Source organism: Erythrobacter sp. SG61-1L (genome assembly GCF_001305965.1).
Classification (GTDB): Bacteria; Pseudomonadota; Alphaproteobacteria; order Sphingomonadales; family Sphingomonadaceae; genus Andeanibacterium.
In genome coordinates, this window is sequence record NZ_JXQC01000003.1 from 879,673 (window position 1) to 905,301 (window position 25,629).

The following is a 25,629-nucleotide window of genomic DNA, read 5'->3' on the forward strand; positions in this document are numbered from 1 at the left end:
AACGGAGGTTTCTGTGGTAGTAGTGGCTCCCCGAGTAGGATTCGAACCTACGGCCAAGTGATTAACAGTCACCTACTCTACCGCTGAGCTATCGGGGAGCAGCCCTGACGGGCAGGAGTGGGCCTATATGCAGGCCGGCATGGTTTGGCAAGCGGCCAAAAACAAATTTTATGCAGGTTCTTGCTCAGGCGATAAATTGTTCGGCGACAATGCGTTCGTCCAGGCTGTGGCCGGGGTCGAACAACAGGGTCAATTCCTTGTCTCGCGCGATTTCAAGATGCACCTCCGCAATGTCGCGCACTTCCTTCTGATCGGCCACTGCTGCCACGGGCCGCTTGTCCGGGTCCAGGACGCGCAGGCTGATCCGGCTGCGATCGGGCAACAAGGCGCCGCGCCAGCGGCGGGGCCGGAAGGGGCTGATCGGCGTAAGAGCCAGAAGTTGCGAATCGAGCGGCAGGATCGGTCCGCTCGCGGAAAGATTATAAGCGGTCGATCCGGCGGGCGTGGCCACCAGTACACCGTCGCAGACCAGTTCCTCGATCCGCACCTTCTCGTTCACGCTCACTTCGATCTTCGCCGTCTGGCGTGTCTCACGCAGCAGGGAGACTTCGTTGATGGCGTAATGGACCTGCGCTTCGCCGGAACGGGTGAACGCCTCCATGCGCAGCGGATCGACCGCCACGGCGCGCGAGCGGTTGATCCGCTCCACCAGCTTCCTGCCGCTTCTGAACCGGTTCATCAGGAAGCCGACCGTCCCGAGATTGAGGCCATAGGCGGGCAGCACGCGGCCCCCGTCGATCATCTGGTGCAGGGTTTGCAGCATGAAGCCGTCACCACCCAGAACCACCACAGCCTTGGCTCGCTCCATCGGCACCCAGTCCACGGCAGCGGCCAGCTCTCGCGCGGCTTCCTGAGCCTGCGGGGTGTCCGATGCCACCATGGCAAGTGCCGAGTAGGCATGTCCCTGGCTCACGATTTATTGTGCCTCCGGCTGTCGCAACGTTCTTCGTTGTGCAATTGGCTTCAACCTATGAAGCCGCAAAGACATTTGCAATCGCAAGGGTGCGAACGAATTCCTAACCATGGCGCATTAGGGCAAAGCTGATGCCAAGCGATTTAACGGAAGTGCTGGACGACAATCGCGATACGCTGACCGGCCTTGTCGGCTCTGACGGTGCGCGTGCGCGCATCGTGGCCTGGCAACAAAAGGCGGTGCTGGAAGGTGAGACGGCGCCGATCCATGCGCTGATGCTGGGCCTCCGGAGGTTCGACACAGTGAACCTCGCCTATGGTGAGGCAGCGGGAGATTCCGCCCTCGTGGCTGTTGCCGCGCGCATCCTGCGCTTTGCCGCCGATGAACTGGCGGGCGAGTGGGTGGTGGCGCGCATGGGCGGGGGCAATTTCCTGCTCGCCGCAAATGAGCCGTGCAGCCGCGAACGCTGGCAATGGCTGGCGGAAACGCTGGCGGAGAGCGTTTCCCGCCCGATTGCCAACCCAGTTGGGGCCGGCACCTTGCGCCTTTGGCCTCGCATCGCGCTGATGCGCACGCTCAAGCAGGAAAGCGCCGATGCCGTGTTCGGCCGTCTTGCCGAAACGCTGGAGCGGGCGCGGCAGGAAACCGGGCGGCGGGTCGTGTGGGTCGATGGCGATGTCAGCATTGCCGGGCGCAGCGGCGCGCAACTTGAGGCGGACCTTCTGGCTGCGCTGGACCGCGATGAGATCGAGATTCTCTATCAGCCGCAGTTCCGCGCCGATGATGACGAATTGGTCGGGGCCGAGGCTCTGGCCCGTTGGGAACATCCCCTGCTCGGGCGGATCGGGGCGGGCGCATTGTTCGCCATTGCAGAGCGGGCGGACCATGTCGCCCAGCTATCGCGCCACATCGCGGCGCGCGCCGTGGCTGAGGCGGCCCATTGGCCCGATCCATTGCGCCTGTCGCTCAATGTCACTCCGGCAGACCTTGCCGTGGGCAATTTCGCGGACGACATTGCCGGTGTGGTGAAGGCTGCGGGCCTGTGCCCGGACCGGCTGACGCTTGAGATCACCGAACAGGCCCTGCTGACCGATCTTGACCGTTCGGCGCAGGCGCTGGGCAGGCTGGTGGAACTGGGCATCCGCATCGCGCTGGACGATTTCGGCGCGGGCTTTTGCAACTTCCGCTATCTCAAGATTCTACCGCTGCATTACCTCAAGCTCGACCGGACGATGGTGGACGGGATCACTGACGATCCGCGCGATCTGGCAGTGTTCCGCGGCATCCTCGCCATGGCACATGCGCTGGAACTCGACGTGATCGCCGAAGGCATCGAAACGGAGGATCAGCGCCGCCTGATCGCGGCGGAAGGTTGCGCTTCCTATCAGGGGTTCCTGCGCGCCAAGCCAATGGACGTGGCGGAATTCCGCCTGTTCGCGGCGAGCCATTCTCCCCTTCTCTGACGGGGGAGGCCGGATCACCCAGCCTTCTTTGCCCGCTTCACGATACCTGAAAGCCCCTTGGTAAGCTGATAGAGGCCGTTGAGGCGCGACTTGGGATCGCCCCAAGCGCGTTCGATCACCAGCTTCATATCGGGCCGCAGGCGTGCCGTGCCCTGCAGGCGCTCGACATAGGCAAGCAGGCCCGCGGGATCGGGGAACGTATCCTTGTGGAACGTCACCAGCGTGCCGCGCGCCCCAACGTCCACCTTGGCGATATTGGCGACGATGGCCTGCTGCTTGATCTCGATCAGCTTGACGAGGTTCTCGGTCGCCGACGGCAGGGGGCCGAAGCGGTCGATCATTTCGGCCGCCAGCGAATCCAGCTCTTCCTTGCCCTTGGCGTCGTTCAGGCGGCGATAGAGCGCCATGCGCACGGCAAGGTCTGGCACGTAATCGTCGGGGATCATGATCGGGGCATCGACCGTGATCTGCGGGGAGAGGCCGCTGCTGTCGCGCTCCAGCCCCATGTCGCCGGCCTTGGCGGCGAGGATCGCGTCTTCCAGCATCGACTGGTAGAGTTCGAAGCCCACCTCGCGGATATGGCCGGACTGCTCGTCGCCCAGCAGATTGCCCGCGCCGCGAATGTCCAGATCGTGGCTGGCAAGCTGGAAGCCCGCGCCTAGCCCATCGAGATCGCCCAGAACCTTCAGGCGCTTTTCCGCGACTTCTGACAATTGCTGGTCCTGCGGATGGGTGAGATAGGCATAGGCGCGCAGCTTTGACCGGCCTACGCGGCCGCGCAGCTGGTAAAGCTGCGCGAGGCCGAAGCGGTCCGCCCGGTGAATGATGATCGTGTTGGCGCTGGGAATATCCAGCCCGCTCTCCACGATGGTGGTGGAAAGAAGTACATCATAGCGGCGCTCGTAGAAAGCGGCCATGCGCTCTTCCACTTCGCGTGCACCCATCTGGCCGTGGGCGGAGATATATTTCACTTCCGGCACCGTCTTGTGCAGCCAGTCCTCGATGTCAGGCAGGTCCGCGATGCGCGGCACGACGATGAAGCTCTGCCCGCCGCGATGATGCTCGCGCAGCAGGGCCTCGCGCATCACAACTTCGTCCCATTCCATCACATAGGTGCGCACCGCCAGGCGATCGACCGGCGGGGTCTGCATGGTAGTGAGTTCGCGCAGCCCGCTCATGGCCATTTGCAGAGTGCGCGGGATCGGCGTGGCAGTGAGGGTGAGCATGTGGACGTCGGCCTTCAGTTCCTTCAGCCGTTCCTTGTGTTTCACGCCGAAGCGCTGTTCCTCGTCAACGATCACAAGGCCGAGGCGTTTGAACTCCACCTGCTTGGCGATGATCGCATGGGTGCCCACCACTACGTCCACCGTGCCGTCTTCCAGCCCGTCGCGCGTTTCGGCCGCTTCCTTGGGCGGTACGAGGCGGGAGAGGCGGCCGATTTTGAGCGGGAAGCCGTTGAAGCGGGCGGAGAAGTTCTCGAAATGCTGGCGGGCAAGCAGGGTCGTAGGCGCCACGACTGCCACCTGCTGGCCTTCCATCGCGGCCACGAAGGCGGCGCGCAAGGCCACTTCGGTCTTGCCGAAACCGACATCGCCGCAGACCAGCCGGTCCATCGGCTTGCCTTCCGCAAGGTCGTTCAGAACGTCCTCGATGGCGCGTTCCTGATCTTCCGTTTCCTGCCAGGGGAAGCGTTCGACGAACTGGTTATAGCCGCTCTCATCCGGCACCAACGCAGGGGCCTTGCGCAGGGCGCGCAGGGCAGCCGTGCGCAGCAGTTCGGCTGCGATGGCCTGGATGCGTTCCTTCAGTTTGGCGCGGCGCTTCTGCCATGCTTCGCCGCCCAACCGGTCGAGCGGCAGGGCCTCGTCTGAAGAGCCGTAGCGGGTGAGGACGTCGATATTCTCGACCGGGATGTAGAGCTTATCCCCGCCGGCATATTCCAGCATCACGCAGTCATGTTGGCTCTTGCCGACGGCAATGGCTTCCAGCCCGAGATATTTGCCGATGCCGTGTTCGATATGGACGACCAGATCCCCGGCATTGAGTGCTGAGAGTTCGGCCAGAAACGCGTCGGCATCCTTGCGGCGCTTGCGGCGGCGCACGAGGCGGTCGCCCAGCATGTCCTGCTCGGTGACCACTTCCATTTCAGCATTGGCGAATCCGGTTTCCAGCGGGAGGACCACCGCGACCGGCTTGCCCTTGGCGGCGATGCCAAGCGCTTCCTGCCAGCTGTCGGCAAGGCTCGGTTCGGCGCCCTGTTCGGCAAGGATCGAGGAAATGCGCGCGCGCGAACCTTGGGAATAGGCGGCGATCAGCGGTTTCCTGCCAGCCTTGCCGATGGTGTTGAGGTGCTTGGCCACAGCCTCATACACATTGTCGCCCCGGGCGCGTTCGGGCGCGAAATCGCGCGCGCCGGAAAAGGCGAAGTCGATCACGCCCGCGCTTTCGGGCTGGGCGAAGATATCGCTCCGGTGGACGGGCCAGCCCGACAGGTGCCCGGCAAATTCGGCACGCGAGAGATAGAGCGCATCGGTGGCCAGCGGGCGATAGGAACCGGCCGCCTGCCCGGATGCTTCGACGCGGGCCTGATGATAATCTTCCACATCGCCCAGCCGCTCGTCGGCGGAACCCATGGCGCCCGTGTCGATCACGATCACATCGTCTGCGGAAAGATGGTCGAACAGGGTGGCAAGCTTGTCCTCGAACAGGGGCAGCCAATGCTCCATGCCGGCAAGGCGGCGCCCGTCGCTGACGGCCTGATAGAGCGGATCGCCCGTGGCATTGGCGCCGAACATCTCGCGATAACGTGTGCGGAAGCGCTTCACGGTGTCCTCGTCCAGCAGGGCCTCGCTGGCAGGAAGCAGCAAGTGGCCTTCCACGATGCCGGTGCTGCGCTGGGTTGAAGGATCGAACAGGCGCAGGCTTTCCAACTCGTCCCCGAAGAAATCGAGCCGCAGCCCGCCTTCGAAGCCCGAGGGGAAGATGTCGAACACCGATCCGCGCACTGCGAATTCGCCTGCGTCGATCACAGTGTCGGTACGGGAATAGCCCTGCCGCTGGAGCAGGGCGATCAGGCTTTCATGCCCGATCTGCATACCCGGCACGATCTCGCGCACGGATTCGCGAATGCGGAACGGCGTCAGGACGCGCTGGAGCAGGGCGTTGACGGTAGTGACGAGCAACTGCCCGTTCTTCTTGCCCCGCTGCAGCTTGTGAAGCGCGGACAGGCGCTGCGAACTGATGGAGAGGGCAGGGCTGGCACGGTCATAGGGGAGGCAGTCCCATGCCGGGAATTCGATGACTTCCAGTTCGGGGGCGAAGAAGGCCGCCGCATCCGCCACTGCGCGCATGGCCGCATCGTCGGGGGCGACGAAAACGGCTCGGCCCTTTGCCGCGCGCGCAAGGTCCACCAGTACCAGCGGCTGTGCCCCGCGCGCGATGGAAGCGAGCGTCAGGGGCGTTTTGGCGGAAAGGATACGTTGGAAATCGGGCATTTTTCAGCAAATCCGTCTGGTCAGCGCACGCGCGAAAACCCGTTTGCGCGTTTTGGGTGCGCAAACGGGTTCTGCGAAATCTGCTGCTCCCCTAACCGGGTGAGCCGGAAATGTCGAATGCCCTGCGGCCTTTGCTGCAGGAAGTCAGATCTTCACGTAATCGATCATCTGGAGCTGGCGCATCATCGGGCCGGCATATTTTTCCGGCACGGGCTGCGCTTCCAATGCCCAGGCCATGATCTCCACATCATCCTCGTCAAGCAGCGTCTCGAACCAGCCGAGCGCTGCCTCGTCCCAACCGGCATGATGGCGGTCGAAGAAACCGCCGATCATGTAGTCGGCCTCGCGCGTGCCGCGATGCCAAGCACGGAACTTGGCACGGGCAAGACGGGATTCGAAGGTCATGGCGCCGGGCATTTTACTTGGCCTTCATCGCTTCGAGGATGTCCTCGGGCTTGTGGCCAACCAGATCCTTGTGGAACTCGCCCAGCAGGGCATGTTCGGTCTGCTTGTGATAATGCTTGCGCAATTCGCCCAGAGTGCGCGGCGCGGCGAAGACCACCAGCTTTTCGATCTTGTGGCCAAGCACCTGGCTGTTGAGCCATGCGGCAACGCCTGCGGCGTGAGCGTCTTCTTCCTGAAGGCTGGCCTGGGGATTGCCCGCGCTGGAATAATGGCGGCCGCCCGATCCGTGATTATGCTCGTCGAGCTTGGGGGAAGGCAGGGCGGTCAGTTCGGGTTCGGCTTCATTGCCGCTGTTGCGATAGAGTTCGAACTTCGATCCGTCGGCCAGAGCGATAACGGCACCATGGGGCAGCAACATTCAGCTTCTCCTCAAAACATTGGCCCCCTCGGGGGGCGGTTGCCATATGGGCATCTGATCCAGCCAATTTAATGCGCTGTGTCAAATCTGGCGAATTTTCCGTCATTGGGGCAAGGAGCATCAATGCGGCCCGACCAGTTAAACCCGCTTTTCGTCGAATCCGATGCCCTCGATGGCGTCGGACCCAAGCTGTTCAAGCCGTTGGAAAAGCTCGGCCTGGCGCGGGTGAAGGACATTGCCTACCATCTGCCGGAGCGTTTTGTGCTGCGCCATGCGGTGGACAATCTCGATCAGGCGAGCGTAGGCGAACAGATCGTTGTTGCGCTTACTCCGGTGGATCAGCGTGCCTCGGCCGGGCGCGGGCCTTACCGGGTGATGGCACAGGATTCGCTCGGCAATATCTGCGCGCTGACCTATTTCGGCCGAGCCTCCTACACGGCGCGCAAGCAATTGCCGCTGGGGGAGAAGCGCTGGATCGCGGGGCGGCTCGATCAATATGGCCAGATGCTTCAGATCGTCCACCCAGACCATGTGGAGGAAGAAAGCAGCCGCCTCGCGGGCAAGCTGGTGGAGCCGGTCTATCGCCTGGCCGAAGGGCTGACCCAGCCGCGCGTCGCCGGGCTGGTGGCGCAGGCTTTGGCCCGAGCGCCGGAACTTCCCGAATGGATCGAGCCGAGCCTGCTCGAACGGCAGAAATGGCCTGCATGGCGCGATGCGCTGATGCTCGCCCATAAGGACGAACATGCCGCCGCGCGGGACCGGCTCGCCTATGACGAATTGCTCGCCAGCAGCCTTGCCCTGATGCTGGTGAAGGAAAGCAACCGCACGAGGCGCGGCCAGCCCCTGCAGGGCAATGGTTCGCTGCGGGCGAAGCTGCAATTGCCCTTCGGCCTGACCGGCGCGCAGAAGCGCTCCATTGGCGAGATCGAAGGGGACATGGCGCAGGGCCACCCGATGCTGCGCCTGCTGCAGGGCGATGTCGGCGCGGGCAAGACAGTGGTGGCGCTCGAATCCATGCTGGTGGCAGTGGAAGCAGGGACGCAGGCGGCCATGCTGGCACCCACGGAAATCCTCGCGCGCCAGCATTTCGAAACGATCCGCCGCCTTGCCGCGCCCACGGGAGTGAATGTCGCGCTGTTCACCGGGCGGGACAAGGGCAAGGCGCGCGAGAGTATCCTGATGGGGCTGGTCGATGGCAGCATCGACATCGTGATCGGCACCCATGCGATCTTTCAGGAGGCGGTCGCCTATCGCAATCTCGGGCTGGTGGTGATCGACGAACAGCATCGCTTCGGGGTCGGCCAGCGCCTGATGCTGACCCAGAAGGGCAGGGTGACGCCGCATTGCCTTGCCATGACGGCCACGCCGATTCCCCGCACGCTTACGCTCGCGCAATATGGCGAGATGGACGTTTCCCGCCTCGACGAGATGCCGCCGGGCCGTCAGGCGATCGACACGCGGGTCGTGTCAATCGACCGGATCGCGGACGTGGTCTCGGGGATCGAACGGCATATTGCGGGCGGGCAGCAGGCCTATTGGGTCTGCCCCATGGTGCGCGAGAATGAAGGCGAAGACCTTGCCGCGGCCGAGGCGCGCTACGCGTCGCTCAAGGAACGTTTCGGCGACGCGGTCGTGCTGGTGCACGGGCAGCTGAAGCCGGAACTGAAGGACGCGGCGATGGAACGCTTCGCCAGCGGACAGGCGAAGGTGCTGGTCGCCACGACGGTGATCGAAGTGGGCGTGGACGTGCCCAATGCCACGCTGATGGTGATCGAACAGGCGGAGCGGTTCGGCCTTGCCCAGCTTCACCAATTGCGTGGCCGGGTGGGGCGCGGTTCGGAAAAATCGGTCTGCCTGTTGCTGCGCGGGGCGGAACTGTCGGAGACGGCCAAACAAAGGCTGGCCCTGATGCGCGAGACACAGGACGGCTTCCGCATTGCCGAGGAAGACCTTGAGCTGCGCGGCGGCGGCGAGTTGCTCGGCACGCGGCAATCGGGGGAATCTGCATTCAATGTGGCTACGCTCGACCAGATTCAGCGCCTCCTGCCGCTTGCCCATGACGATGCTCGACTGCTGATCGACCGTGACGGCGGCCTTGCCAGCCCACGCGGGGAGGCGGCGCGACTTCTGCTCTATCTGTTCGAGCGGGACTGGGGCGTGCAATTGCTGCGGGGCGGATGATACCGGCCCGTGCTCAAAATCCGCCCGTCCTGAGCCTGTCGAAGGACGCGCACGACAGTTGACCCGAGGCGCGATGGTCGTTTGCGCGCTTGGTGTTTTGACTGGGCCGAAGTTGGCGCGCGTCCTTCGACAGGCTCAGGAAGGGCGGATGTGGCGCTACTCCCCCACCACATTCCCCTTCGTCGCTTCCAGCGCAATCGGCCCCACCAGCGACGCGATAATCGGCGCGCCGCCGGGAATGTCCGCCCGGCGCGCATCCATGCGCATTTCGTTCATGGCGATATGGGCCGTGACATGGCGCGTGAAGGGCAGCACGGTGCCTTCGCCCCAGTCCTGATGGACGATGTCGAATTCCAGCGTGTCGTTCTCAATGCGGAAATTCTCCAGCGCGCCAAAGGTGTAGGGATTGTCACAGCGCCCACAGGCAAGGCCGAACAGGCGCTCGCCATCTTGGCGGATCAGGAAATATTGCTTGTTCATGCCCACGCCGAAACCGAGCCACACGCCCTCGACGTCATTGGCAGAAATCGTCCGCCATGGTGACGGCTGCTGGTAGGGCGCTGGCGGCGGGCTGCCAGGGCCGGATGGCTTGAGTACAGGAACGGGCGGTGCGTCAGGCGGCAGGACGGAAACCGGATATGGCCCGGCATCGGGGCCGCGCGGATCCTTGATCGTCTCTTGCCGGAAGCTTCGCCCGCCGGTTGTCCCGGTGACGATCAGCTTGCCATTCTCCAGCCGCGCCGTGGCCTTGGTCTGGCCGTCAGGGCCGCCGTCCGCCTTCAAATGGCGGATGGTGAAGGTAATCCCGCCATCCTCGCTGAATGCGCCTTCCAGCGGGGCGAGGGTCGTCGCATCGGCGCATTGGGTGCAATAGACGCCGGTGACCTTCTCGCCCCGGATCACGAACTGATAGATGTGACTGTCTGCCCCATCGGTGCGCCAGCCGCCGCGATAATAATCGGCATTTTCGGCCGCCGCACCGGTTGCACAACCAAGCGTGATCGCCAGCCCGAAGGCGGCTTTCCTTCCAATGATCATCGGCCTCTCCCAAGCCCTTTCGCGCAGGATAGGCCGAGAGAGCCGGATTGCCTACTCCTTGTCGAAAGGGCGAATGGTGCGGTTTCGGGCAATAATTCGACCAACCGCCAACAAGGCGGGCCGGGCGTTTTCCCGTCGGGCCTTTTCCATTGCCTAGGCAGGGGCGCGCTTCTAAACCCCGGCCACTTGGACGGAAACAACGCAAAGCTACACGCTTGATCCTCTCGCCTTTCGAATGGACCATCGCCAAGCGCTACATGCTGCCCGGTAAGGGAGAAGCATTCATCGCGCTCGTGGCCGGCATCAGCCTTGTGGCGGTGATGCTGGGCGTTGCCGCGCTCGTCATCGTGATGAGCGTGATGAACGGCTTTCGTGCCGAATTGCTGGACAAGATCGTCGGCCTGAATGGCCATGCGATCATTCAGGCCTATGGCGGTCGGCTGGAAAACTGGCAGGACGTGCTGAAGGAAGTCCGCAAGACGCCCGGTGTCGTGCGTGCCTCTCCGCTGATCGAGCAGCCGCTGCTGGTCACATTCAACGGCCGTGTCGAAGGCGTGCTGGTGCGCGGCAATACCCAGCAGGATATCAACCGGCTGGAATCGCAGAAAGTATCCGGCAGCCTTGCCCAGCTGCGCCCCGGCGCCAGCAAGGTGGCCATCGGCGCAAGGCTCGCGGAAAATCTCGGCGCGCGGATCGGCGATACGATCACCATCATCAATCCGGCCGGGCGGGCCACCCCCTTCGGTACGGTGCCGCGCCAGATTGGCTATGAAGTGGGCGCCATCTTCGAAGTGGGCGTCTACGATTATGACGAGAAATTCGTCATCATGCCGATGCAGGATGCGCAGACCCTGCTGTTGATCGGCGACACGGTCGGCATGATCGAGGTGAAGACCGTCGATGCCGACAAGGTGACCGAAATTCTCGCGCCTGTTCAGCGCCAGCTGGCCGGCGTGGCCGTGATTTCTGACTGGAAGACAATCAACGCCAGCCTGTTCGAGGCGCTGGCGGTGGAACGGGTGGCGATGTTCGTCGTCCTGTCCATCATCGTGCTTGTCGCAGTGTTCAATATCCTGTCCTCGCTCATCATGCTGGTGCGCGCCAAGACGCGGGACATCGCGATCCTGCGCACCATGGGCGCCACGCGGACGAGCATGCTCAAGATCTTCGTGACGACCGGCTTCGTCATCGGCGCGATGGGCACGCTGGCCGGATTGGTGCTGGGCTTCGTGTTCCTGTTCTTCCGCCAGTCCATCGTGCGCGGGATCGAGATTATTACCGGGCAGAACCTGTGGGATCCCTCGATCCGCTTCCTGACCGAACTGCCCAGTCGCACCGATCCGGGCGAAGTGATCGGCATCAGCGTGATGGCCTTGGTGTTCAGTTTCGTCGCTACGCTCTATCCGGCCTTCCGCGCCGCCAATACCGATCCGGTACAGGTGCTGCGCTATGAGTAATGCCCATATGATGCCCGTGGTCCAGCTGACCAACCTTACCCGCAGCTTCGAACAGGGCGGCGTGAAGATTGACGTTCTGCGCGGCGTGAACCTGGCGATCCAGCCGGGCGAGATCGTGGCGCTGCTTGGCCCTTCCGGTTCGGGCAAGTCCACCATGCTGCAGGCTGTGGGTCTGCTGGAAGGCGGCTTTGGCGGGCGGATCGAGATCGCGGGCAACAATGCCAGCGCGCTTCACGGCGATCAGCGAACGGGCCTGCGTCGGGATTACATCGGCTTCGTCTATCAGTTCCACCACCTGCTGCCGGACTTCAACGCGCTGGAAAACGTCACTTTGCCGCAACTCGTGGCCGGCAAGAGCCGTGCGGAAGCGGAAGGGCGCGCGCGCGAATTGCTTACTTCGCTGGGGCTGGGCGCGCGGCTGGAGCACCGGCCTAGCCAGCTTTCGGGCGGTGAGCAGCAGCGCGTGGCGGTTGCCCGCGCATTGGCCAATCGGCCGAAAGTGGTGCTGGCGGATGAACCCACCGGCAATCTGGATGAGACCACCGCCGACAAGGTGCTGACCGAATTCGTCAAGCTGGTGCGCGGCGAGGGCAGTGCGGCGCTGGTGGCGACCCATAACGAACGGCTCGCCATGGCGATGGACCGCGTGGTGCGCCTGCATGACGGCGTGCTGGAATAGGGCCTGAAGGATTGGGTCTGAAAGGGAGCCTCCCGCAAGAAGCCCCCCTTCACTGAATTTCCGCCTTAGAGCATCATCCCCGGCGAAACGATGGTCGCAGCGACCATGTTGAGCACGATCGAGACGACAATCGCGGCGAGTACGGTAACCGCGATGTAGCCGCCCGCCTTGTCCTGCGGCACAGCCATTACCGGCGTGGCGCCCAGGAACAGCACATAGATGCTGTAGATACCGCCCACGATGGCGGCGATGCCGCCCAGCATCGGAATGATGCTGAGGAAGCCTGCAACCCATGCCGCCGTCAGCGAATAGGCAACCAGCTTGAATGCAGAGCCGAAATCATCCTTGCCGCCGAATTTGGGGCTGAGGAAATTGGCCACGAAGCTCACCACGAACAGGGCGATCACCGATTGTACCAGGCTGGAAATCGCAATGCTCAGCGAGAAGCCGAGGCTCGGCCTGAAGGTGACGATCACCGCGTTGTAGCCGAACAACTGACTGCCGACGAAGCTGCACAGCGCACCAATGGCGATCAGCGGCAATGCGTATTTGATAAGGATGCCCTGGGTGTCACCAGGTTCGGCCGCGACCGTTGGCCATTCTTCTTTGGGTTTCAGGATCATTGCCTTCGCACGTGCGATGAGCGAGGCGGTATTTTCGGAACTCAACGGATTATCCGACATGGCCAGTCTCCCCTCGGTAGCCGGGCGGCGAGTGGACCCTGTTTTGCGAGGAATCGCAAGCCGAAAGGCTTTTCCCCAGCATGTCTGTCACCGGTCTTGATCGGCGGTGCGCGGTTGCTACCTCTGTCTGCATGGCATTCGCTCCCTTCGTTCCTTTGCGGGTCTTCTCCTCTTTCTCCATGCTGGAAGGGGCCATTGATCCCAAGGCTATCGCCAAGCTGGCGAAGGAACGGAAATTCCCGGCTATCGCCATTTGCGATCGCAACGGGCTTTACGGCACGGTCGCCTTCGCCGGGGCCTGCCGGGAACAGGGCGTGCAGCCGATTATCGGCACGCTGCTGGGCGTTATCCGGGAAGACGGGAAACAGGTCGATTACCTGCCCCTGTTCGCGCAGGATACGGATGGCTGGAACAGCCTGTGCCACCTCGTCAGCCGTGCCCATCTTGACCGTCCGCTGGAACTGGAACCGCATGTCACCTTCGCCGATCTGGCCGCGCATAATGCCGGGCTGATCGCGCTTACCGGCGCTGGCGAAGGCGGGATGGCCCGCCTGTTTGCTGACGGGAAGGCCGAAGCCGCATGGGAATATGGCCAGCGACTGGAGGAATTCTTTCCCGGCCGCCTCTATATCGAACTGGCCCGCCGCGGCGACCCCGTGGAGGAAGCAGCCGAAGATGCGCTGGTGGACTATGCCTATGCGCGGGGCCTGCCACTGGTGGCGACTAACCCCGCCAATTTCGCAGAACCAGCCTTCCACGCCGCGCATGACGCGATGTTGTGCATCGCGCATTCCACCCAGATCGACGCGCCGGACCGGCCACGCTCCGCGCCAGAGGCCTTCGTCAAATCGGCCGAGCTGATGGAGGAGGAATTCGCGGACCTGCCGGAAGCGCTGGCCAATACGCTGACTATCGCCCGCCGCTGCGCCGTCGCGCCGCCAAAGCGCAAGCCGATCCTGCCCAGCCTTGCCGGCGACAAGGAAGGCGAAGCGCGGATGATGGCGGAAGATGCCCGGCGCGGCCTTGCCGCCCGTCTCGAGCCTTATGAGGACCTCACCGAGGAACAGCGCAAGGTCTATGACGAACGCCTCGAATTCGAGATCGACGTCATCAATCGCATGGGCTTCGGCGGCTACTTCCTGATCGTTGCCGACTTCATCAAATGGGCGAAGGAAAACGGCATTCCGGTGGGGCCGGGGCGCGGTTCGGGCGCAGGCTCGCTGGTGGCATGGGCGCTGACCATCACCGATCTCGATCCGATCAAGCTGGGCCTGCTGTTCGAACGCTTCCTCAACCCGGAACGCGTTTCCATGCCGGACTTCGATATCGACTTCTGCGAAACGCGGCGCGGCGAAGTGATCCGCTATGTGCAGCGGAAATATGGGCACGATCACGTGGCCCAGATCATCACATTCGGTAAGCTGAAAGCCCGCGCCGTGCTGCGCGATACGGGCCGCATCCTGCAGATGAGCTATGGCCATGTGGACCGGCTGTGCAAGATGGTGCCCAACCATCCCACCGATCCGTGGCCGCTGCCGCGCGCGCTGAACGGCGTGGCCGAGTTCAAGCGCGAATACGATTCCGATCCGGATGTGAAGCGCCTGATCGATCTGGCGATGCAGCTGGAAGGCTTCCCGCGCAATTCCTCCACCCACGCGGCGGGCGTGGTGATCGGCGACCGGCCGCTGGCGCAGCTTGTACCGCTTTATCGCGATCCGCGTTCGGACATGCCGGTGACGCAGTTCGACATGAAGTTCGTGGAGGATTCCGGGCTGGTGAAGTTCGACTTCCTCGGCCTCAAGACCCTGTCGGTTTTGCGCAAGGCGGTGGACCTGCTTGCCCGGCGCGGGATCGAGGTGAATCTCGATACGCTGCCGTGGGATGACAGGCAGGTCTACGAACTGCTCCAGCGCGGTGACACGGTGGGCGTGTTCCAGCTGGAATCGGAAGGCATGCGCCGCACTCTGGCGGCGGTGAAGCCGACCAATTTCGGCGACATCATCGCGCTCGTCTCGCTCTATCGCCCTGGCCCGATGGACAACATCCCGCTGTTCGGCAAGCGCAAGAACGGCGAGGCGGAGATCGAATATCCGCATCCCAAGCTGGAAGGCATCCTGTCCGAAACCTACGGGATTTTCGTCTATCAGGAACAGGTGATGCAGGCCGCGCAGATCCTCGCCGGATACTCGCTCGGCGATGCCGACCTTTTGCGCCGCGCCATGGGCAAGAAGATCCAGGCCGAGATGGACACCCAGCGCGCCCGCTTCGTGGAAGGGTGCAAGGAAGTATCGGACATCGACAAGGGCAAGGCCAACGAGCTGTTCGATTTGATCGACAAGTTCGCCGGCTATGGTTTCAACAAGTCCCACGCGGCGGCCTATGCGCTGTTGTCCTACCAGACTGCATGGCTGAAGACCCATTATCCGCATGAGTTCTATGCGGCCTCCATGTGCTTCGACATGCACCAGTCGGAAAAGCTCTCCGTCTTCGTGGATGATATGCGCCGGAACAAGATCGAGGTCGCCGGGCCGGACGTGAACACGTCGGAAGCGGAATTCTCGGTCGATCAGACGCATGAAGGCCACGCCGTGCGCTATGCGCTGGCCGGTATCCGCAACGTCGGTGAAAAGGCGATGGATGCCCTGGTGGCGGAACGGGAGGCAAATGGCCCGTTCGAAAGCCTGGAAGATCTGTTCCGGCGCATGCCGCCCGGGGCGATGAACCGCCGCCAGCTTGAAGGGCTGGCAGGGGCGGGGGCCTTCGATTGCCTTGAGCCGAACCGCGCCAAGGTGCTGGCCAATGCCGATATGCTGCTGGCCGTGACCGATGCCGCCAATCGCGAGCGGGAGAGCGGGCAGGCCGGGCTGTTCGGCGGCGAAGGCCATCAGGAGCAGGCCCTGCGCCTCGTCGAAACTCCTGCATGGCCCAAGGCCGAGCAGATGGCGAAGGAGCGGGAGAATTTCGGCTTCTACTTCGCCGCGCACCCGGTGCAGAGCTATCGCGAAGTCGCTTCGGCCAATGGCGCCCGCTCTTTCGCTAGCCTGATGGAAGGCGGTGTTCCCGGTGGCGGACGGACTACGGCTGTGATGGCCGCGATGGTGGAAGGCGTGAACCGGGGCCGCACGCGCAAGGGCAACGATTTCGTCCGGGCGGACTTCTCCGACAGTTCGGGCCAGTTCAGCGCCGCCTGTTTCGAGGAAAGCCTTGTCGAGCCGTTCCAGAAATGGGCGGCGGACGGCACTTGCGTGCTGCTGACGGTGGAACTCGATGCGCCCAGCCCAGACGAGCCGCCGCGCGTTACCGTGCGCGGCGCGCGGCCACTGTCCGAAGTGACCGGCTCCACCCGCATGATGCTGACGGTGGAGATCGAGACGGAGGATGCGCTGCGCCAGCTCGGCCTGGCGCTGCTGCCGGGCAATCCGGGCTGCGGCGAAGTGCTGGCGCGGCTCGATGCCGGGCTTGAGAGCAAGCCGCTGCTGCGCCTTGGCCGCGATTTCGCCCTGGATGGCGAGCTGGTGGAACGGCTTTCCAGCATCGAAGGCCTGACGGTCAGCGATTTCCGGCCGCAGGGCGGGCGCACCAATCTGCGGCTTGTCGCCTAGTCTTCGGCCCGATCTTTCCGGAAGATCCCGCTCAGCCGCGCGCTGAGCATCAGGATGGTGGGCACCATGCCCGTGTTCACCAGATCCTTGGCGCTTTCTCCCCACATCAGGGGGCAATCGTTCGCATATTGGTCGAGCAGGTCCAGCACCTCCCCGAAGGCGGCCACCAGCAGCACCGCCAGCAACGGCTTCACCTGCCATGCCTTCCAGCGGAAGATCAGGCAGGCGCCGAAGAAAACCACCAGCGAAACATAGATATGCAGCGCGTCCTTCGCGAGGCCGGTCACGTCCACAAGGGCAAGTTTGGCCTGCTGAACGGCGCTCATTCCGCGCCCGTGCCTTCGATTGCCATGGCGTGCAAGCACAGGCATGAAGGCGTGGGATGAGGAGAGGCAAATGCTGGGTGAAATGCAGGATTGGGAACTGCGCGTCAGTGCCCTGATCGACCATGCAGCGCGGGAACATGGCGCGCGCGAAATCGTCAGCCGCTGGGCCGATGGCAGTGAGACCCGTTCCAGCTGGGCCGGTGTGCGCCACGATGCGATGCGGCTGCGCCAGGCGCTGGCCCGGCTTGGCCTTGCACCGGGGGACCGGGTGGCGACGCTGGGCATGAATCACCTGCACCATCTTTCCGCCTTTTACGGCATCACCGGGGCAGGGCTGGTGCTCCACACGATCAACCCCCGCCTGTTCGATGACCAGCTGGAATATATCGCCAACCATGCCGAGGCGCGGGTGCTGTTCTACGATGCGGCCTTCACGCCAATTGTCGAACGGCTGAAGGACAAGTGGCTGACAATCACCCGCTATGTCTGCTTCGACGATGGCGACTATGCCGCGCTGCTGGATGGCGAGGATGGGCAGGGCGAATGGGCCACCGGGCCGGAGCGGGAGCCGTGCCACCTGTGCTACACCAGCGGCACCACCGGCCATCCCAAGGGCGTGCTCTATACGCACCGTTCCAGCGTGTTTCATGCCGTCAGCGCCTTGCAGCCCGCCTTGCTGGCGATCGAGCCGAAATCGGTGATGCTGCCGGTCGTGCCGATGTTCCATGCGGCCGCATGGGGCCTGCCATGGTCCTGCGCGGCGGCCGGGGCCAAGATGGTGATGAGCGCCACCAACGATGCGGCGGGGCTGTGCGAGCTGATGCGGCGCGAGAAGGTGACGCATTCGGCAGGTGTGCCGACAGTGTGGCTGGCCATGTTCAAGCATCAGGAGGAAACGGGCGAGAGCCTGCCTCATCTGCAGCAGGCCATCATCGGCGGCGCGGCTGCGCCAAGGGCCATGATCGCGCGGCTGATGGAAGCGGGCATGCGGGTGACCCATGCCTGGGGCATGACCGAAACATCGCCCATCGGCACGACCGGGGCGGAGCCTTCCAATTGGGACGAGCTGAGCTTCGAGGACAAGGTTTCCGCACAGGCGCTGCAGGGCAGGGTGCCCTTCGGCGTGAAATGCGCTGCGTCGATCTGGGCGACATGCAGACCGAATTGCCGCGTGACGGCAAGACGGCGGGCGCCCTTCAGGTGCGCGGGCCGTGGGTGGTGAAGCGCTATTTCCGGGGAAGTCACGATGCCGTGGGCAGCGATCTGTGGTTCGATACCGGCGATGTCGGCATCATCCACCCGGACGGCACGCTACAACTGACCGACCGGACCAAGGATGTGATCAAGTCCGGCGGGGAATGGATCAGTTCGGTCGATCTGGAGAATGCGGCCATCGCCCACCCCGCCGTGGCCGAGGCCGCCGCCATCGGCATTCGCCATCCCCAATGGGACGAACGGCCCATTCTGGTGGTGGTGCGCAAGCCGGGCCACCATGTGGATGCGGCGGAAATCCGCGAGTTCCTGAGCGGCAAGGTCGCCAAATGGTGGCTGCCCGACGCGGTGGAATTCGTGGAGGCGCTGCCCCATGGCGCCACCGGCAAGATCAGCAAGAAGGATTTGCGCGAGCAGTTCAAGGATTACGTTCTGGCGGGGTAGCTTCAATCCCTTCGTCATTGCGAGCGGCGAAGCAATCCAGGGCGGATCGCGCTGAGCCATGGATTGCTTCGCTACGCTCGCAATGACCGGTTTCTTACCCGAACAGGTCCATCTGCCCGTCCAGTGCGGGTGGGCGGAAGCTTGTGCAGTCAAGCCGAGTGTAATCCTGCGCGATCCCGGCGCGCTTCACTGCCAGCCGGAAACGGTCCCGCATCAGAGAAGCCCATGCACCTTCGGGCCGGAAGCGTTTGAAAAAGCGGGCATCATTGTCCTTCCCGCCGCGCATGGATCGCACGATGGACATCACCTTTTCCGCCCGGTCCGGGAAATGCGCATCCAGCCATTCACGGAAGATCGGCGCGACTTCATGGGGCAGGCGCAGCATGATCCAGCTTGCCGAACCGACGCCCGCCTGCGCCGCGCGGGCAAGGATCGCCTCCATTTCCCCATCGGTGATGGCCGGGATCACCGGGGCGACCGAAACATGGGTGGGCACGCCTGCCTGAGACAGCCGGGCCAGCGCCGCCAGCCGCTTTTCCGGAGAGGCCGCGCGCGGTTCCAGCGTGCGGGACATGCGCGGATCGAGGCTTGTGACCGAAATTGATACGGAAATCAGTTTCTTGCTGGCCATATCTGCAAGAATATCGAGATCGTACAGCACTCTGTCGGATTTGGTGGTGATCAGCGCAGGATGGCGCGTTTCCAGGCAGACCTCCAGCACTTGCCGCGTGATCCGGTATTTCGCCTCTATCGGCTGATAGGGATCGGTATTGGTGCCCATGGCAATGGGCTGCACCTTGTATCCCTTGCGCGCCAGCGTCTGCCGCAACAGCCGCGCCGCATCGGGCTTGGCATAGAGCTTCGTTTCGAAATCCAGCCCGGGTGACAGGTCCAGAAAGGCGTGGCTGGGCCTGGCATAGCAATAGGCGCAGCCATGCTCGCAGCCGCGATAGGCATTCACCGAACGGTCGAAGGCAATGTCGGGCGAACTGTTGAAGGTCAGGATCGTGCGCGGATGTTCTTCCGTCACTGTCGTGCGCAGCTTCGGCGGCGGCCCGTCGATGCTCTCCGCCTCGTCCCGCCAATCCCCGTCCGCTTCCCGCGCGGGCAGGTTGAACCGCCGCGAAAGCACGGAAGACCGGGCACCGCGGCCATTTGCAGGGGAAGGGGCGGGCATCGGGAATGCATAGAACATATGCGGAACATTGGCAAGGCGCGCCACCGCAGGAACTCGTCATCCGCTCGTGCAGAGCCTGTCGAAGCATGGGCGAAAAGCACGCCCGAGCCGCAATATGGGCGCGTGGCCTTCGACAGGCTCAGGCTGAGCGGAAGTCATACTACACGGCCTGCCTTTGTGCGCTCAGGCCCAGTCCCGAAGTTGACAAGGTTGACACTGTGCTGAGCAAAGAAGCCGAGCCTCGCAGGCGCCGGGGTGAGGCCGCTTCAGCGCAGGCGGCGGCCACGGCCGCGCTGCCACGCGCGAACCATTCGTCCCAGCGGGCGCCAGCCTCCGTCGCGGCCTCTTCGCCGGCAGCCCAGGCGGCATCTTCGCGCTGTTCGAGAGTGTCCTCGGGATAATAGCCATCCCGGCGCTCTTCCTCGTCGAACTCGCCTTCGCCGTCGGGCTGCTCGATCGGGGTCCGATAGGCCTCGCTCCAGGCGCGTTCGCGGGCCTTGGAGATGAAATCCTCGCGGGAAGGCGGCAGCGGATCGTCGGGCGATGCAAGGGAACTCTCCCCTTCAGCCAGCGCGGCCAGTAATTCCTGGAAGCGGGCCGCGTCACCTTCGCCCGGAGATTGTTCCACCAGCCGGTCGAGCCGGGCGAGGTGGGCCAGCAGCAGGCGCGTATCGTATTTGCGCCGCGTGCCGACCATTTCGCCGCGATACCAGATTTCTTCCTCCACCCCGTCCAGCGCGCGGCAGGCAAGCTCGTCCGAACCAGCCTCGCGCGCCAGCACCAGCGCGGCGGCCCAGCCCCGCGCGAACAGCGCATCGCGCCGCCTCAGGCGATAGGCTGCCTCTGCCGACATGCCGGCGGCCGCACAGGCCCCGCGCACGGTGCCTTTGGTGGCCAGATGGTCGAGGAATTTGATCTTGAGCGCCCCGCTCCACCCGTCCTTGCGGGCGGGGTGGGCCGTGCCGGTGAATGCCGTGAAGTCCATGATCCGCGTCTCCCGATGAGAACAAACAGCGAATCAGGGCTATTATGCACGATACGGCGTGTAGGACAGCACTTTGTTTGGGGGAGGGCTGCCCCCCTCATTCGTCATCCCCGCGCAGGCGGAGATCCAGTGGCGACCTGCGAGCTGGATTCCCGCCTGCGCGGGAATGACGAAGACTATTTTATAGATACTTGGCAGGCATATGTGAGAATGAATCTTAACTCGCCCGCTCACTTCTCCCTGAGGCGAGGCATCAGTTCCACGAAGTTGCAGGGCCGGTTCCGGCTGTCGAGCTGCTCGGCCAGAATGCCGTCCCATCCGTCTTTCACGGCGCCGTTCGATCCGGGCAGGGCGAAGACATAGGTTCCGCGCGAGACCACGGCGCAGGCGCGCGATTGCACGGTGGAAGTGCCGATCGTGTTGTAGCTGATCCAGCGGAACAATTCGCCGAAGCCGGGAATGTCCTTTTCCTTCACGCGGTCCAGCGCCTCAGGCGTCACGTCGCGGCCGGTCAGGCCGGTGCCGCCGGTGATGATTACCGCGTCCACGCTCTGGTCGTCGATCCAGTTGTTGAGGCGCGCCGTGATGATGCCGACATCGTCCTTTTCCAGCTCGCGGCTGACGAGCTTGTGGCCGGCCGTCCTGATGCGGTCCGCCAGAATGTCGCCCGACGTATCTTCATCTGGCCCGCGCGTGTCGGACACGGTGAGCAGGGCGATATTGATCGGCTTGAAGGTGCGTGCGGGATCGACCGCCATGGCATTGGCCCCCTGAATGTGATTGGCCTGCCGGGAATTCCGGCCGGATTGCTGAATCAGTCGCGTTTCGCGGAAAGCCAGACGCGCCCGTTCTTGGGCTGGCCCGGGAAGAGCGGCCACTGGCCTTGCGCCAGGGCAACCCGGCTGGGCGAATCGCTTTCCGCCTGCCGCTCATACATCCAGTAATTGCGCATCACGATGGCCACGTAGCCGCGCGTTTCCCAATAGGGGATGGATTCCATGTAGAGTAGCGGATCGCCCTGATCGCGCACTTCGCTGTTCCAGCGGGTCACGGGGCTGAGGCCGGCGTTATAGGCGGCCATGATCTTGGGCAGCTTGCCTTCCGTGGCGGAAGAATCGCGAAGCATTTCAAGGTTCTGTTGGCCAAATGCGAGATTGACCCGAGGATCGTCGAGATCGACGGCAGAGGCCGAGAGATTGAGGCGCGGGGCATGTTCGCGCACGGTGATCGGCGTGATCTGCATCAACCCGCGCGCATTGGCCGGGCTGACGGCGCTGGTGCGGAAGTTCGATTCCTGCAGTGCATGGGCATAGGCCAGCGCGGGATCGACTTCCCAGCCCGTAACCGGCATCCACTTGGGCGCCGGATAGGCGGAGGCCGGATCTGCCTTGCCGCCCGAAGGCGCATTGTTGGCCATGAACAATTGCGTGGAAGGCAGGCCCAGTCCGCGCGCCAGGCGGGAAAGCGGCTCGTAATCGGCGGCATCGCCGATCTTGGCCTGATGGATCAGCAATTCGCTGGCCAGATCGTCCCGCCCGATTTCGGCCAGTTCGATGGCCATGCGGACGTTTTCCTTGCCCTGCAGCCGGTCCCAGTCCTTCTGGTTGAAGTCGGGCTTCGCGAAGCGGTCGGGCAGGGTCATGCCCAGCTGTTCGGCCGCCAGCATGCCATAGAGCGTTTCGTCGGAACGGGCGGCCGCGCGCAGGTGGCTGCTGGCCTTTTCAGGCATACGGCAACGCACGGCGGCACGATTGGCCCAGTAATGGGCCGCTGCGGTCAGTTCCGGATTGGTGCTGCGCTGTGCGGCATTCTCGAAACCGAACAGCGACGTGGTGCAATCGTTGAGGCGCCATGCGGCAAGGCCGGTCACCCAATGGCCTTCGGCCACCCACGGCCCGGCACCATCCACGATAGTGAGCGACAGGGCCAGCGCATCGCTGTCGCGGTTTTCGATGTAATAGCTCCACGCCACGCGCTGGCGCCATTCGGCGCGAGCTTCGGGGCTGAGCTGGGCATCCACGCTGCCCAGTGCCTCGCGGGCGCCATCGGGATCGTCATTGGTGATGCGGTCCAGAATGCGGCTCTTCACCGCTTCGGGCATGGTGCCATCGTCAATCGCGCCGGGGCGGATACGCTTGGGGATGGAAGGCTGGCGATAGAGGCTCTGCGCGCTGGGCAAAGCGGGCGCGGCAGCAAGGCCGCGCTTGAGGCCCAGCTTCGTCATGCGATCGGCCTGCGGCAGCAATGCGCCGTCCTTCAGCCAGCTTTCGATCTGCGGCAGTTCCACCTTGGGGGATTTTGCCGCGAGATAATATTCGGCCAGCGCCACCTTGTGGAGCGGCCCGTCCTTGCGCTGGGCAAAGAGATCCTGGACCTTCTGCCAGTCTTCCTTGTCGATCGCCGTGAAGACTTCGGTGTAATATTCCCGGTCGGACTGGGGCAGCAGAGTGGGCACATTCCGGCCCGTGGCATGGGCGTGGAAATATTCGATGCTGTCCGCCATCGCCGGAGTAGCGCAGGCGAGCACCGTCGCGCCTGCCAACAGGGCCAAGGCCTTGCGTGTAGTGCGAGCCATATTCAGTTCGAGCCGTCCGTCCAATCGAGCCATCGCTGCCAGAAACCGGCCCGTGCATTCGGGCGCGCCAGCAGAAAATCGAGGCTCCGCTCCGCCAATAGCGGAAAACTCGCGCCCTGATGGTTAATATTCCGCAAAAATGCAGGGTTTTGCGCCGGATCGTGGCCGAACAGCGGCAAGATGTCGCGCCCGAAGGCGATGACGCGGCGCGGCTTAGCCAATGCGATGTGGTGCAGGGTGACTGCGCCCAACCCGTCCGCCTTGAGCGCGGGCCAGTCGGCGGCCGGAGTATGGCGGGCAAGGGCACTGGCGAGATAGACCTCCGCCGGGTCAATCCCCGCCGCGCGCAGGAAGCTGGACAGAAGCCTGCCGCGCGCGCCGGAAAGCAGGGTTTCGGCATCCTCCGCCTCAGGCTCGGGCACCAGCACCATCAGGCTGGCCCCGGCGGCACCGCGCGGCGCGATGCGCGGGCGGGCGCCTCCGATGTCGAGACTCGGCTCGGCCAGCCACCATTCGGCAAAGGCTTCCAGCGTTTGCGGCCATTGCGCCTGATCTCCGCCGATGACGGGGCGTTTCGCCACGGGTTCGGCAACGGGCATGGCGATGGGCGGGCGCACCGGCGTGTCGGGCGCTTCCTCTTCCGGCTCGCGCAGCCAGACTTCCGTAGCGTCGGCAAAGTCATGGTCCACGCCTGCTTCGCGCCACCAGTCCTGTGCGGCGGCGATCTGCTGGGCCAGAGTGAGGGGAAAGCGCGTGTCCATATCTTGGCGGCCAGTCTTGACCTCGCAGCCGCCAGCAATCAAGGCTCCTGCGCTCACGAAGACACAAGTTTCGATCAGGGAACGCCGGGAAATGAGCGAACGCGAATCCATGCCTTATGACGTTGTGGTGGTTGGGGCCGGCCCTGCCGGGCTTGCCGCCGCCATCCGTCTCAAGCAGCTCGCCCCGGATGCGACGGTCTGCATCCTTGAAAAGGGTTCGGAAGTCGGCGCCCATATTCTCTCGGGCGCGGTGGTCGATCCCAAGGCGCTGGACGAGCTGCTGCCCGACTGGCGTGACGATGGCTGCCCGATGGCGGAAGTGCCGGTGACCGACAATTGGCACTGGGTGCTTACTGCCGGCAGCAAGCTGGACATGCCGCACGCCATGATGCCCCCGCTGATGAGCAACAAGGGCTGCTATACCGGATCGCTGGGCAATCTGTGCCGCTGGCTGGCCGAAAAGGCCGAGGCACTGGGCGTGGAAGTGTTCCCCGGCTTCCCGGCCTCTGAAGTTCTGTTCGACGAGAGCGGCGCGGTGATGGGCGTCGCCACGCAGGACATGGGCGTGGCCAAGGATGGCAGCCACAAGCCGGACTATCAGCCGGGCATGGAACTCCACGCCAAATATACTCTGTTCGCCGAAGGCGCGCGCGGCCACCTGACCAAAAGGCTCAAGGCGCATTACGACCTTGAGCGCGATTGCCAGCCGCAGGTCTATGGCCTGGGCATCAAGGAATTGTGGGACATTGCGCCTGAAAAGCACGTGCCGGGCCGGGTGATCCACACGCAGGGCTGGCCGCTGAGCGAAAGCGGCAGCTGGGGCGGTGGGTTCCTTTACCATCAGGCGAACGGGCAGGTTGCGCTCGGCTTCGTCACCGCGCTCGATTACGCGAACCCCTACGTCTATCCCTTCGAGGAATTCCAGCGCTGGAAACAGCACCCGGAAATCCGCGCCGTTCTAGAAGGCGGCCGCCGCGTTTCCTATGGCGCGAGGGCGATCAACGAAGGTGGCTGGCAGTCCGTGCCGAAGCTGGAATTCCCCGGCGGCGCATTGATCGGCTGTTCGGCAGGCTTCGTGAATGTGCCGCGCATCAAGGGCAGCCACACCGCGATGAAGAGCGGGATGCTGGCTGCAGAGGCGATTGCCGAGGCTTTCCAGACGGGCCGCCAGAATGATGAGCTGTCCGGTTATGGCGCGGCCCTGCGCCAGAGCTGGATCGCCAGGGAACTGGAACTGGTGAAGAATGCCGAACCGCTGGTGGCGAAGTTCGGCGGCACTGTGGGCACGGTGCTGGCAGGCGCGGACATGTGGCTGCGCACGCTGGGCATCCGCCTGCCGTTCACCATGGAACACCATACCGATGCCTCCGCAACCGGAGAGGCGAAGAACTACAAGCCTATCGCCTATCCCAAGCCCGATGGCGTGATCAGTTTCGACCGGCTTTCCTCCGTGTTCCTGTCGAACACCAATCACGAGGAAGACCAGCCCTGCCATCTGAAGCTGAAAGACCCGCAGGTTCCGGTGACCGTGAACCTGCCGGTCTATGCCGGGCCTGAGGCACGTTATTGCCCAGCGGGCGTGTATGAATTCGTGGGCGTGGAAGAAGGCAATCCCAGCCTGGTGATCAACGCCCAGAACTGCGTCCACTGCAAGACCTGCGACATCAAGGACCCGACGCAGAACATCGAATGGGTAACGCCGGAAGGCGGCGGCGGTCCGAATTATCCGAATATGTGAAATCCTCCCCCGCCGGGG

At 63.8% G+C, this 25,629-nt stretch carries 18 protein-coding genes, 1 tRNA gene and 1 pseudogene; 7 read left to right on the forward strand and 13 right to left on the reverse strand.

The genetic code is table 11. The features are described from left to right. Window positions 1-23: 23 nt before the first annotated feature. Both SZ64_RS04615 and SZ64_RS04620 read right to left on the reverse strand, forming a co-directional pair. A tRNA-Asn gene (locus SZ64_RS04615) sits at window positions 24-98 on the reverse strand. An 86-nt stretch (window positions 99-184) separates the two neighbouring features. Then, the gene (locus SZ64_RS04620) at window positions 185-973 is read right to left on the reverse strand and encodes an NAD kinase (RefSeq protein ID WP_156313514.1); all 789 of its coding nucleotides are present in this window, start codon (window positions 971-973) and stop codon (window positions 185-187) included. Between the two features lie 131 nt (window positions 974-1,104). On the opposite strand from SZ64_RS04620, the gene SZ64_RS04625 reads away from it, so the two are divergent. After that, the gene (locus SZ64_RS04625; protein WP_054529749.1) at window positions 1,105-2,436 is read left to right on the forward strand and encodes a GGDEF domain-containing phosphodiesterase; all 1,332 of its coding nucleotides are present in this window, start codon (window positions 1,105-1,107) and stop codon (window positions 2,434-2,436) included. A 14-nt stretch (window positions 2,437-2,450) separates the two neighbouring features. On the opposite strand, the gene mfd is transcribed toward SZ64_RS04625, so the two are convergent. From mfd to SZ64_RS04640, 3 genes are all read right to left on the reverse strand, one after another. After that, window positions 2,451-5,930 (reverse strand): transcription-repair coupling factor, encoded by a 3,480-nt coding sequence (gene mfd / locus SZ64_RS04630; RefSeq protein WP_054529750.1) that lies wholly within the window; start codon window positions 5,928-5,930, stop codon window positions 2,451-2,453. 144 nt (window positions 5,931-6,074) lie between these two features. Next, the gene (locus tag SZ64_RS04635; protein WP_054532082.1) at window positions 6,075-6,335 is read right to left on the reverse strand and encodes a succinate dehydrogenase assembly factor 2; all 261 of its coding nucleotides are present in this window, start codon (window positions 6,333-6,335) and stop codon (window positions 6,075-6,077) included. Window positions 6,336-6,348: 13 nt separating this feature from the next. Then, complete coding sequence (locus SZ64_RS04640; protein WP_054529751.1) at window positions 6,349-6,753, reverse strand: host attachment protein; 405 nt, start codon at window positions 6,751-6,753, stop codon at window positions 6,349-6,351. Between the two features lie 123 nt (window positions 6,754-6,876). On the opposite strand from SZ64_RS04640, the gene recG reads away from it, so the two are divergent. Then, entirely contained in the window at window positions 6,877-8,934 is a 2,058-nt protein-coding gene (gene recG, locus SZ64_RS04645; protein ID WP_054529752.1) for an ATP-dependent DNA helicase RecG, read from the forward strand. A 156-nt stretch (window positions 8,935-9,090) separates the two neighbouring features. Here recG and SZ64_RS04650 read toward each other — a convergent pair whose 3' ends face one another. Continuing rightward, window positions 9,091-9,972, reverse strand: coding sequence for a hypothetical protein (locus SZ64_RS04650; protein ID WP_054529753.1), 882 nt, complete (start codon window positions 9,970-9,972; stop codon window positions 9,091-9,093). 215 nt (window positions 9,973-10,187) lie between these two features. On the opposite strand from SZ64_RS04650, the gene SZ64_RS04655 reads away from it, so the two are divergent. Together SZ64_RS04655 and SZ64_RS04660 are read left to right on the forward strand one after the other, a co-directional pair. Continuing rightward, window positions 10,188-11,429, forward strand: coding sequence for a lipoprotein-releasing ABC transporter permease subunit (locus SZ64_RS04655; RefSeq protein ID WP_054529754.1), 1,242 nt, complete (start codon window positions 10,188-10,190; stop codon window positions 11,427-11,429). Further along, complete coding sequence (locus SZ64_RS04660) at window positions 11,422-12,108, forward strand: ABC transporter ATP-binding protein (RefSeq protein WP_054529755.1); 687 nt, start codon at window positions 11,422-11,424, stop codon at window positions 12,106-12,108. The genes SZ64_RS04655 and SZ64_RS04660 overlap by 8 nt, the downstream gene beginning before the upstream one ends. A 65-nt stretch (window positions 12,109-12,173) precedes the next feature. Here the strand turns inward: SZ64_RS04660 and SZ64_RS04665 are convergent, their stop codons facing one another. Beyond that, on the reverse strand, window positions 12,174-12,791 hold the full coding sequence (locus SZ64_RS04665) for a Yip1 family protein (protein WP_082384437.1): 618 nt from the start codon (window positions 12,789-12,791) through the stop codon (window positions 12,174-12,176). Between the two features lie 131 nt (window positions 12,792-12,922). Between SZ64_RS04665 and dnaE the strand changes: the two genes are divergently transcribed. Then, window positions 12,923-16,393: a DNA polymerase III subunit alpha gene (dnaE, locus tag SZ64_RS04670; protein ID WP_054529756.1), complete on the forward strand. Its 3,471-nt coding sequence runs from the start codon at window positions 12,923-12,925 to the stop codon at window positions 16,391-16,393. Here dnaE and SZ64_RS04675 read toward each other — a convergent pair. After that, on the reverse strand, window positions 16,390-16,719 hold the full coding sequence (locus SZ64_RS04675; protein WP_054529757.1) for a hypothetical protein: 330 nt from the start codon (window positions 16,717-16,719) through the stop codon (window positions 16,390-16,392). The two genes, dnaE and SZ64_RS04675, sit on opposite strands and share 4 nt — an antisense overlap. Window positions 16,720-16,789: 70 nt before the next feature. Here SZ64_RS04675 and SZ64_RS04680 point away from each other — a divergent pair. Continuing rightward, a pseudogene (locus tag SZ64_RS04680) lies at window positions 16,790-18,375 on the forward strand (long-chain fatty acid--CoA ligase). Between the two features lie 94 nt (window positions 18,376-18,469). On the opposite strand, the gene SZ64_RS04685 reads toward SZ64_RS04680, so the two are convergent. From SZ64_RS04685 to SZ64_RS04705, 5 genes are all read right to left on the reverse strand, one after another. Beyond that, window positions 18,470-19,552, reverse strand: a complete 1,083-nt coding sequence (locus SZ64_RS04685; protein ID WP_054532084.1) for a PA0069 family radical SAM protein — start codon at window positions 19,550-19,552, stop codon at window positions 18,470-18,472. 160 nt (window positions 19,553-19,712) lie between these two features. Further along, window positions 19,713-20,537, reverse strand: a complete 825-nt coding sequence (locus SZ64_RS04690; RefSeq protein ID WP_054529758.1) for a hypothetical protein — start codon at window positions 20,535-20,537, stop codon at window positions 19,713-19,715. 230 nt (window positions 20,538-20,767) lie between these two features. Then, entirely contained in the window at window positions 20,768-21,295 is a 528-nt protein-coding gene (moaB, locus tag SZ64_RS04695; protein ID WP_054529759.1) for a molybdenum cofactor biosynthesis protein B, read from the reverse strand. A 56-nt stretch (window positions 21,296-21,351) separates the two neighbouring features. Continuing rightward, window positions 21,352-23,112: a lytic transglycosylase domain-containing protein gene (locus SZ64_RS04700; RefSeq protein ID WP_082384438.1), complete on the reverse strand. Its 1,761-nt coding sequence runs from the start codon at window positions 23,110-23,112 to the stop codon at window positions 21,352-21,354. Window positions 23,113-23,114: 2 nt separating this feature from the next. Beyond that, a complete protein-coding gene (locus SZ64_RS04705) occupies window positions 23,115-23,873 on the reverse strand; it encodes a hypothetical protein (RefSeq protein WP_054529761.1) in 759 nt (252 codons plus the stop codon). 91 nt (window positions 23,874-23,964) lie between these two features. Between SZ64_RS04705 and SZ64_RS04710 the strand changes: the two genes are divergently transcribed. After that, entirely contained in the window at window positions 23,965-25,611 is a 1,647-nt protein-coding gene (locus tag SZ64_RS04710; protein WP_054532085.1) for an electron transfer flavoprotein-ubiquinone oxidoreductase, read from the forward strand. Window positions 25,612-25,629 lie beyond the last annotated feature (18 nt).